Annotated in this window: 12 protein-coding genes and 1 pseudogene; all 13 read left to right on the plus strand. The window is 72.9% G+C overall.

What is annotated here, in order from left to right; all coding sequences use genetic code 11:
- Positions 1-495 precede the first annotated feature (495 nt).
- Positions 496-1,044 (plus strand): hypothetical protein, encoded by a 549-nt coding sequence (locus DQW06_RS07030; protein ID WP_013152265.1) that lies wholly within the window; start codon positions 496-498, stop codon positions 1,042-1,044.
- The gene (locus DQW06_RS07035; protein ID WP_013152266.1) at positions 1,038-1,904 is read left to right on the plus strand and encodes a hypothetical protein; all 867 of its coding nucleotides are present in this window, start codon (positions 1,038-1,040) and stop codon (positions 1,902-1,904) included. The genes DQW06_RS07030 and DQW06_RS07035 overlap by 7 nt, the downstream gene beginning before the upstream one ends.
- A gap of 21 nt (positions 1,905-1,925) precedes the next feature.
- The gene (locus DQW06_RS07040) at positions 1,926-2,600 is read left to right on the plus strand and encodes an SAF domain-containing protein (protein WP_041552444.1); all 675 of its coding nucleotides are present in this window, start codon (positions 1,926-1,928) and stop codon (positions 2,598-2,600) included.
- Entirely contained in the window at positions 2,600-3,373 is a 774-nt protein-coding gene (locus DQW06_RS07045) for a hypothetical protein (RefSeq protein WP_013152268.1), read from the plus strand. Before DQW06_RS07040 ends, DQW06_RS07045 begins: the two co-directional genes overlap by 1 nt.
- Complete coding sequence (locus tag DQW06_RS07050) at positions 3,370-4,728, plus strand: CpaF family protein (protein ID WP_013152269.1); 1,359 nt, start codon at positions 3,370-3,372, stop codon at positions 4,726-4,728. Before DQW06_RS07045 ends, DQW06_RS07050 begins: the two co-directional genes overlap by 4 nt.
- Positions 4,716-5,603, plus strand: a complete 888-nt coding sequence (locus DQW06_RS07055) for a type II secretion system F family protein (protein ID WP_117198175.1) — start codon at positions 4,716-4,718, stop codon at positions 5,601-5,603. Before DQW06_RS07050 ends, DQW06_RS07055 begins: the two co-directional genes overlap by 13 nt.
- Positions 5,600-6,493 carry a type II secretion system F family protein gene (locus tag DQW06_RS07065; RefSeq protein WP_232832971.1) on the plus strand — a complete coding sequence of 298 codons (894 nt, stop codon included), beginning with the start codon at positions 5,600-5,602 and terminating at the stop codon, positions 6,491-6,493. Before DQW06_RS07055 ends, DQW06_RS07065 begins: the two co-directional genes overlap by 4 nt.
- A gap of 27 nt (positions 6,494-6,520) precedes the next feature.
- Positions 6,521-6,691, plus strand: a complete 171-nt coding sequence (locus DQW06_RS29165; protein ID WP_198662395.1) for a hypothetical protein — start codon at positions 6,521-6,523, stop codon at positions 6,689-6,691.
- 38 nt (positions 6,692-6,729) lie between these two features.
- Positions 6,730-6,825 (plus strand): annotated as a pseudogene (locus DQW06_RS29755) (TadE/TadG family type IV pilus assembly protein); the annotation flags it as partial.
- A gap of 45 nt (positions 6,826-6,870) precedes the next feature.
- Positions 6,871-7,056, plus strand: coding sequence for a hypothetical protein (locus DQW06_RS29440; RefSeq protein WP_232832972.1), 186 nt, complete (start codon positions 6,871-6,873; stop codon positions 7,054-7,056).
- Positions 7,057-7,070: 14 nt separating this feature from the next.
- Positions 7,071-7,487, plus strand: a complete 417-nt coding sequence (locus tag DQW06_RS07075) for a TadE/TadG family type IV pilus assembly protein (protein ID WP_117198178.1) — start codon at positions 7,071-7,073, stop codon at positions 7,485-7,487.
- Entirely contained in the window at positions 7,484-7,885 is a 402-nt protein-coding gene (locus DQW06_RS07080) for a TadE/TadG family type IV pilus assembly protein (protein ID WP_117198179.1), read from the plus strand. Before DQW06_RS07075 ends, DQW06_RS07080 begins: the two co-directional genes overlap by 4 nt.
- 16 nt (positions 7,886-7,901) lie before the next feature.
- Positions 7,902-8,977, plus strand: a 1,076-nt coding sequence (locus DQW06_RS07085; protein ID WP_157983366.1) for an OmpA family protein, incomplete at its 3' end; no start/stop codon positions are given.

Here is an 8,977-nt window from a genome sequence, read left to right on the forward strand (position 1 = left end):
TGCCCCGTCTCCGACCAGTCCCGCGGGTCGGAGACGGGGCAACCGGCTCCAACGGCGGTGTCGTTCAGATGTTGTTTTGCGTGTGTTTGTCGCAGGGCCGCGGATGCGTGTTCTTCTCGGGGTGCCGTGAGGCTGATGTCCGGAAGCTCCGCCGGTCCACAGTCACAGAAGGGGCACGGGGGTTGTTACGACAGGCGACTTCTCTATAAGCTCACGCAAGGACAGATAAAACCCAACCAATACCACGTGGTTTCGGTCAGTCCTCGGGCTCCGCCCCGCGCGACTCGGGTCACGCCGACCCGCGGCGGACCGAACCCGGGCGAGGGGGTCCCCTCCTCCGCCCGTTCCGCTCAACGGCCTCCGCGTCCGGTCCCGTGACCTCCCGGCGCAGGAGACCGCCCCCGCCCCTCGTCGGAAGGGAAAGGGCCCGTTCACCGGGTCGGTTCCGCCATGCTGCACCACCCCTCCCCTTCCCCGGCAGTGGAGAACGCACCGATGACGACAGCCGTGAGAAGAACCGGCGCCGTCCCGCGCGCGGCCGCGATCGCGGGATGCTGTGCGGTCCTCGCCCTGGCGGCGGGCTGCTCATCCTCCGAAAGCGGGGTCTCCGAGGGCGCGGTCTCCGGGGCGGAGGCCGCACCGAGTTCCCCGGCCGCCCCGTCCGGCGACGAGGAGGCCGCGGCGCTCGCCGCCTACACCGGCATGTGGGACACGGTCGTGGCCGCCTCCCACGAGGGCGGCGAGGTTCCCCCCGAACTCCGGGACTACGCCGTGGGCGGCGCCTACGCCCTCATGAGCGCGGCCCTGGAGGGGGCCCGTACCGCCGGTGCCCAGGTCACCGGCGAACCCGTCCTCGACCCCGTCGCCGCGGTCGAGGGACCCGACAGCGCGACGGTCGACGACTGCCTCGACGACTCCGGCTGGAACCTCGGCATGGGCGCCTCCTCCGGGCAGGGCCCGCGCCTCGTCGAGGCCACACTCATTCACGACGGACTCGCCTGGCGCGTGTCCGACCTCAGGATCTGGGAAGCGGGATCATGCTGAGACTCGTACGACCCACGGCCACGGCCGCGGTACTGACCCTGCTGGCGGCCGGAGCCGCCACCGCCCCCGCGCACGCCGACGACGGCTCCTTCCTCGGGCAGATCGAGTGCGGCAGCTCGGGCGGGAACGGCTGCTCCATCCTGCTGCGCTGGTGGCAGAGCCAGGCGGGCCAGCAGGGCTCCGGCGGTTCGGGCGGCTCGGGGGGCTCCGGCGGCTCCGGAGCCCAGGACGACCCCTACGCCCACGTCGACTGGGACGCGATCGACTGGTCCCAGGTGGACTGGAGCGCCATCGACTGGGAGTCCATCGACTACGAGCAGGACGGGGAGGAGGGGCAGGAGGGCACCGACATGGTCACCGCCCTCCAGGAGGCCATGGCCTCCTTCGAACTGCCCCCGCCCCGGATCGAGACCTCCCCGGGCAGCGACTCCCTGGTCCTGGTCAACACCCCCGTGTGGCTGTGGGTGGAGTCCCAGGACTGGGAGGCCACCGAGGCCTCCGCCGAGCTCCAGGACTCCTCCTTCACGGTCAGCGCCAGCCCCGTCTCCACCGTCTGGACGCTGGGCGACGGCACGCAGATCAGCTGCGAGGGCCCCGGGACGCCCTTCGACCCGGCCGTGCACGACCCCGAGTCGGCCTCCCCCGACTGCGGGCACGTCTACACCCTGCCCTCCGACGGCCAGCCCGGCGGCGCCTACCCCGTCACCGTCCAGGTCGGATGGAACGTGGGCTGGGAGATCACCGAGGGCGAGTTCGCCGAGGGCGCGACGGGCGAGTTCGACCCGCTCACCACGACCTCGCAGGTCGAACTCCAGGTGGCCGAATCCCAGGGCCTGGTCACCGGCACCGGCAACCGCTAACACCGAAAGAAGACGACAGACGTGGTGGACACGAAGACGGCACCGGCCCCCGCGGCCTCCCCGCGGCAGGGGGAGACCCCTCCGGTGCGGCTCCTGGGCAGCGGACCCCGCCGCTGGCGGTGGCTGGTCCTGGCCCTGGGCATGATGACCGCGGGCGGCCTGACCGGTGTTGTGGCCCTTGAGCAGATGGACGACCGGCAGGGCGTGCTCGTCGCCGACACCGACCTGCCCGCGGGCCACGTGGTGACCGCGGAGGACCTGCGGGTCGCGCGGATCTCCGTCGCCGACGGGGTCTCCTTCGTCGGCGCCGACCGCCTGGAGGCGACCGTCGGCCAGACCCTCACCGTGCCCGTCACCGAGGGCGGCCTCCTCCCCGAGGCCGCCCTGGGCACCGAGGCCGCCTTCCCCGAGCGGGACCGCGCCGTGCTCGGCGTGGCCCTGCGCGTGGGCCGCTTCCCCGCCTCGATCGGCCCCGGCGCCGCGGTCTCCGTGGTGGTCCACCCCGAGGAGGGCGCCACGGGCGGCGGCGTCGAGGCCTACCGCGCGCTCGTGCGCGACGTCCAGCCCTCCGCCGCCGAGGACGGCTCGGTGGAACTCGAACTCGTCGCGTCCTCCGCCGACGCCGCCGCCATCGCCTCGGCCGCCGCCGTCGAGCGGGTCAGCGTCGTCCAGGTCAACCCGCGGGGAGGCGCGTGATGCCCCGGACCGTGGCGCTCTTCTCCCTGGGCGGAGCACCCGGCGTCACCTGCGCGGCCATGGCACTGGCCGCAGTCTGGCCAGGCGAGGCCGGAGCCGTCCTGGTGGAGACCGACGCCTCCGGCGGCGACGTCGCCACCTGGCGCCGCCTCCAGCCGGACCCCGGCCTGACCGGCCTGGCCGCCGCCGCCCGGCACGGCGGGGCCTCCGCCGACCTGGCCGCGCACACCCAGATCCTCCCCGGAGGGCTGTCGGTGTGCCACGCGCCCGTCACCGCCGACCGCGCCGAGGGCGCCGTGCGCCTGCTCGCCCAGAACCCCGGCGTGCTCGTCTCCGCAGACGGGCCCGCGGTCGTCCTGGACCTGGGCCGCCTGACCCCCGGCGCGTCCGCCGCCGCACTGGCCACGTGGGCCGACGAGGCACTGCTGCTCGTCGCCGACGACCTGGCGCAGCTGCGCCGGGCCAAGGAGGCCTCCGAGGCCCTGACCCGCAGCCTGCCGCGCCTGCGCACCGTCGTCGTCGGCGGCTCCGGCAACGTCCGCGAGATCGAGGGCGCGCTGGGCCCGGGCGTGTGGGGGCGGCTCCCCGACGACGCGCGCTCCGCGGCCTTCCTGCGCGGGGAGGCCAACCCGCGCAAGCCGCAGCGCAGGCCCCTGCTGAAGGCGGCGGCGCGTCTGGCGAAGGACCTCGCCGAGGGCGTCCGCCCCGCTGAGCCGGCCGACGGCGGCGGAGCCCCGGCGCCCGCGCCCGAGGCGACGGGGGTCCACGCATGAGCAGCGGACACGACGCCGGATACGACATCACCGACGGCTACTTCCTGGACACCGACCGGGCCCGCACCGTGGCCGACCGCGTGGAGCGGACCGTCACCGAGGCCACCCGGCGGCTCAGCGAGGAGACCCGCGGCCAACCCGAGGACACGCCCGAGGAGTACCGCGCCCGCGCCGAACGCGTCATCGCCCAGATCCTCGACGAGGACGCGAGCCGCGCCCTGTCCGAGGGCAGGCAGGTGCTCGACGCCACGACCGAGGCCTCCGTCGCCGCTGGCGCCCTGGCCCGGGTGTGCGGGCTCGGCCCCCTCCAGCCGCTCCTGGACGATCCCGGGATCGAGAACATCAACATCAACGGCGTGCACGTGTGGGTGCGCCGCGCCGACGGAAGCCGCGAGCGGCACGACTCCCTCTTCGACGACCCCGACGAGGTCGTCGCCCTGGTCCGGCGCCTGGCGTCGGAGTCCGCCACGGGGGAGCGCCGCTTCGACCCGGGCGCGCCCATCCTCGACATGCAGCTGCCCGGCGGCGAGCGCCTCAACGCGGTCATGGAGGTCGCCCGGCAGCCCTCGGTGTCCATCCGCCGCCACCGCTACGGCCGCACCACCCTCGAACAGCTCCACGGACTGGGCACGATCGACGACACCCTGGTCGCCCTGCTGCGCGCGGGGGTGCGCTCCCGCCGCAACATGGTCATCACCGGCGGCACCGGCGCGGGCAAGACCACCCTGCTGCGGGCCCTGGCCGCCGAGATCCCCGTGGACGAACGCCTCGTCACCATCGAGGACGTCTTCGAACTCGGGCTGGACCGCGACCGCGACGCCCACCCCGACTGCGTCGCCCTCCAGGCCCGACCGGCCAACGTCGAGGGCGTCGGCGAGATCACCATCGCCGACCTGGTGCGCACGGCCCTGCGCATGTCGCCGGACCGGGTCATCGTCGGTGAGACGCGCGGCCACGAGACCGTCCCGCTGCTCAACGCCATGAGCCAGGGCAACGACGGCAGCCTCACCACCCTGCACGCCGCCAACTCCGCGGGCGCCTTCACCAAGCTGGGCGCCTACGCCGCCCAGTCCGCCGAGCGCCTGCCCCTGGACGCCACCGCGTCCCTGGTGGCCGCCGCCGTGCACCTGGTCGTGCACGTGTCGGCGCTGCCCACGGGCGGGCGCATGGTCACGAGCGTGCGCGAGGTGGTGGGGGCCGAGGGGCAGAACGTGGTCTCCAACGAGATCTACCGGCGCGACCGCAACGGGCCCCTGCCCGCGGCGCCGCCCAGCCCCAACACGCTCGACGCCCTGGCCGAGGCCGGGTTCGACCCGGCGATGCTGAGCCCGGACACAGTGGGGTGGGCACGGTGACGACTCCTGTTCTGCTCGTCGCCGCCGCGGGCGTCCTGCTCGGCGCGGGGCTGTGGCTGGCCCTGGCGTCGCTGGCGGCGTCCGGTGGTAACTCGCGTACCTCGCGGGTTCCGCAGTGGCGGGCGCTCCTGTTCGGCCGCCAGCGCCCGTTGAGGTTGGTCGCTGCGGTCGTCGGCGGCCTGCTGGTCTGGTTCGTCACCGGGTGGCCGGTGGCCGGTGTGCTCGCCGCCGCGGGCTGCTGGTGGGGCCCGGCGGTGCTGGGTCCCGACCGCGGTCATGAGAAACAGGTGGCGGGGGTCGAGGCCGTCGCGGCCTGGACCGAGATGCTGCGCGACCTGATGGCCGGTGCGGCCGGTCTGCACCAGGCCGTGGCCGCCACGGTGCCCATCGCGCCCGAGCCGGTGAGGGAACCGGTCGCCAGGCTGGCGGAGCGGCTGCGGGCCGGTCAGCCCACGCAGGGTGCGTTGCGGGCCTTCGCGGACGAGGTGGACAACCCCACCGCTGATCTGGTTGCTGCCGCTCTGAGCACGGCCGCCACTAGGCACGCCACCGACCTGGGCACACTGCTCGGCAGCCTGTCGGAGGCCGCCCGGGAGCAGGCGGCGATGCTCGTGCGTGTGGCGGCGAGCCGTGCGCGGCTGCGTACGTCCACTCGCATCATCGTCGGTACGACCGTGGGCGTAGCGGCGTTCATGTTGGTGACCAACCCCGACTACCTGGAACCGTTCGACGGCTTCGTCGGCCAGGTGGTACTCGCGGGCATTGGTGGCCTGTGGGCGGCGGCGCTCATCTGGCTGTCCCGAATGTCCCGCTTTGACCTGGGGCCCCGTGTGCTCGCACCTGCTTCTTCCCGCACCACGGAGGCCGTTCGATGACCCCTGTTCTGGCTGCGGCGCTCGCGGGTGCCGCCCTCGGGCTGGCCCTATGGGCGCTCTTCGCCGCTCGCTGGGCTCGGCCCACGCTCGCTGAACGTCTGGCCGCGCCGCCACCTCCCCGACCTGTCATGGTCGCTGGTCCGGACACCGGGGTGCTGACACGCCTGGGAAAGATCGGTGCTCCGATCCTTGAGGGTTTCGGAATGCCAGGACCCCGCACACGGCGCAATCTGCGAGTGTGCGAGCGTTCACCGGAGTCCTATCTCGCGGAGAAGTTCACCAGCTTGCTGTTGGGCCTGGCCCTGCCACCCTTGCTGGGAACGATTCTCTCGTTGGCTGGAGTGCGGCCGTCCGCTACGGTCGCGGCGGTCATGTGGGTGTTGTTCGTTCTCGGAACCTGGTCTGCACCTGACATGTCCCTGCGAGATGAGGCGAACAAACGTCGGGAGCAAATGCGTCGTGCTCTGGCGAGCTTCGCTGACCTGGTGGTGGTGTCGCTGGCCGGGGGAGCGGGTGTCAACGGCGCTCTGTCCGATGCTAGCGCTGCAGGAAACGGATGGGCCATGGCCCGTATCCGGGAGAGCCTACGCGAGGCAACGCTCATGCGTCAGTCGCCCTGGACTGCGCTACGCGACCTCGGTGAGCGCTACGACACCCCCGAATTCGCCGAGCTCGCGGCCAGCCTCCAGCTTGCCGGAGCCGACGGCGCGCGCATTCGCAGTTCTCTGGCCTCCAAAGCCAAGACACTGCGTACCCAGTTCCTTGCTGAGATGGACGCCGAGGCCCAATCCGCTACCGAGCGGATGAGCTTGCCGGTGGTCCTCCTCTTCGCCGGATTCCTCGCCCTCCTGGGGTATCCGGCTATAAGCCACATCCTGTTTAGCTCATGAAAACTCGACACACCTTGGAGAACCCCGATGCAGCGCATCACCGCCTATCTCAGCTCCCGGCTGCTCAGCCGGAGGGACGACGGCTACTCGACCGAGACAGTGATCATTACCGCGGTCCTCGTACTCGCCGCTGGCGCGGCGGCTGTCGCTATCGATGGGGTCATCAGGGAGAACATCACCGCTATTGGCGGCGGCTGATCTTGTCCTTTGCCCGGGACGACCGCGGTAACGCCGAAATGGCCATAGCCGCGCCTGTGCTGCTGGCCCTAGTCATGTTGGTCATCCAGACGGCCCTGTGGATGCATGGTGACCACGTTGTCGCCGACATCGCACGCAGGACCGCTGAGCAGTCGCGTACTGCGGGTGGTGGCACGTCGGTGGCTGAGCAGGCCGGAGGTTCCTTCCTCTCCGGTCTCGACGTGTCCGTCAGCCGCAGCGCGCAGGAGGTACGCGTGGTGGTGGACGCCGAGGTGCCCAGCCTCATCCCCGGCTTCAGTTGGCCGGTGGGCCACGAGGTCACCGCACCCGTGGAGCGTTTCGTCCCCTCGGAGGCAGCCCCGTGATTTGTGCGCACTCCATGGACTCCGAGCGAGCTGACCGGGGCTCGGCGACGGTGGAACTGGTACTCCTCACTCCCGCCCTCCTGGCGTTCGCCATGCTCATGGTGCTCGCCGGGAGGGTGGCGGACGCCAACTCCACCGCCGACCAGGTGGCGCACTCCGCTGCCCGGGCGGCCTCCCTCGAACGCAGCGTCGCCGCCGCAGAGGGAGCGGCCTCAAGTACCGCGGCGAGTTCCCTCGCCGAGAACGGCCTGGTCTGCGGCGACCACTCCGTCACCCTCGACCACGGCGGTCTGACCCCCGGAGGGGCGGTCACCGCCGTGGTCGAGTGCCGCGTCGGACTGAGCGGCCTGACCGGGCTGGGCGTCCCCGGAACCATGACGATCACCGGGGACGCCACCGTCGTCGTCGACACCTTCAGGGGGCAGCCGTGAGACGCACGGACGACAGGGGCCAGACCACGGCGTTCGTCGCCATCCTGGCCTCGGCCTTCCTCCTCTGCCTGGGCCTGGTCACCGACGGCGGCGGTCTGATGCGCGCCCGCAACGAGGCCGCCACCCTGGCCCAGGAGGCCGCGCGTGCGGGCGTCCAGCAGCTCGACTGGTCCTCCTACCGCGAGGGCACGAACGAGGTCGCCCTCGACCCCTCGGCGGCCTCCGCCGCCGCGCAGTCCTTCCTCAGCGCCGCCGGTGCCACCGGTACGGTCGCGGTCAGCGGCGACACCGTGACCGTGACCTGCTCGGTGGACTACTCCTTCACCCTCCTACCGATGGGCTCGACCACCGTCGACGCCACGGCCACCGCACGTCCCCACACCCAGCCGACTCCCTAGCTCCAGTGAGGCGGACATGACCCAGATCCGACGGCTGAGCGCCCTCCTGCTCGCAGCGGCGATCCTGCTCGGCATCCCCTACCTGCTCCTGTGGCATCTGCCCTGGCCGGAGCTGCCGGACTCCTGGGCCGTGGCCGCGGCCCACCTGCGCGGCTGGCGTCTGCCGCCGGGTGTGTTCACCGCCCTGCTCATCACCGTGCTGTGGGCCCTGTGGGGTCTGTACGCGGCCGGACTGGTCGTGGAGACCTTCGCCCGCCTGCGCGGCATGCCCCGCAGGCTGCGCCCCCTCGGGCCGCTCCAGGTGGTGGCGGCGGCCGCCGTGGGAACCGTGGCGGTCGCCCCGGCCACCGCGTTCGCCGACACCGTCACCACGCAGGAGGACCGCGAGGCGGACGGGCAGCAGGACGCCGACGCGCCCCCCGCCCCCGAGGATGCCCCGTCCGCGCAGCCCGTCGAGCGGGTGCGCACCGTCTCCGGTTTCGGCGTCGGCTCGGCCGAGCTCACCGAGCAGATGCGCGACGACCTCGCACCGGTCGCGGAGATGATCGACTCCTACGGCGACACCGAGACGCCCGTGCGCATCACCGGCCACACCGACCCCAGCGGGAACGCCCAGACCAACCAGGAGCTGTCCGAGCGCCGGGCCCAGGCGGTCGCCGACCACCTCGACGAGGTCCTGGGCGAGGAGGCCCCGGAGATGGAGGTGGAGGGCGTCGGCTCCGAGCAGCCCCGCGAGGGCGGCGCCGCCGCCCAGCGCAGGGCCGAGGTCGCCTACACCGTCGTTCCGCAGCCGACCTCCCTCCAGTCGCGTGTGATGGCCGCCGAGACGCCGGACCCCGGTGCCGGTGCCGGGGAGACCGCTGCCCCCGTCGAGGAGGACGACCCCGTGGAGGCGGCGGCCGCTGCCGCCGCCGAGGCCGCCGGGGACGGCGAGAACGTGCTGGTCGTGGAGATCCCCGACGGCGCCGTCACCGGAGCGGTGGCGTTCGCGGGCCTGGCCGGGGGATACCTGCTGGGCAAGCGGGGCGTCCGGATGCCCGGCGTCAGCCTGAGCCTGCCCCGCCTGCCGAGGGCGCCCCGCTTGCCCAGCAG

It is taken from the genome of Nocardiopsis sp. TNDT3 (assembly GCF_003427465.1).
Classification (GTDB): Bacteria; Actinomycetota; Actinomycetes; order Streptosporangiales; family Streptosporangiaceae; genus Nocardiopsis; species Nocardiopsis dassonvillei.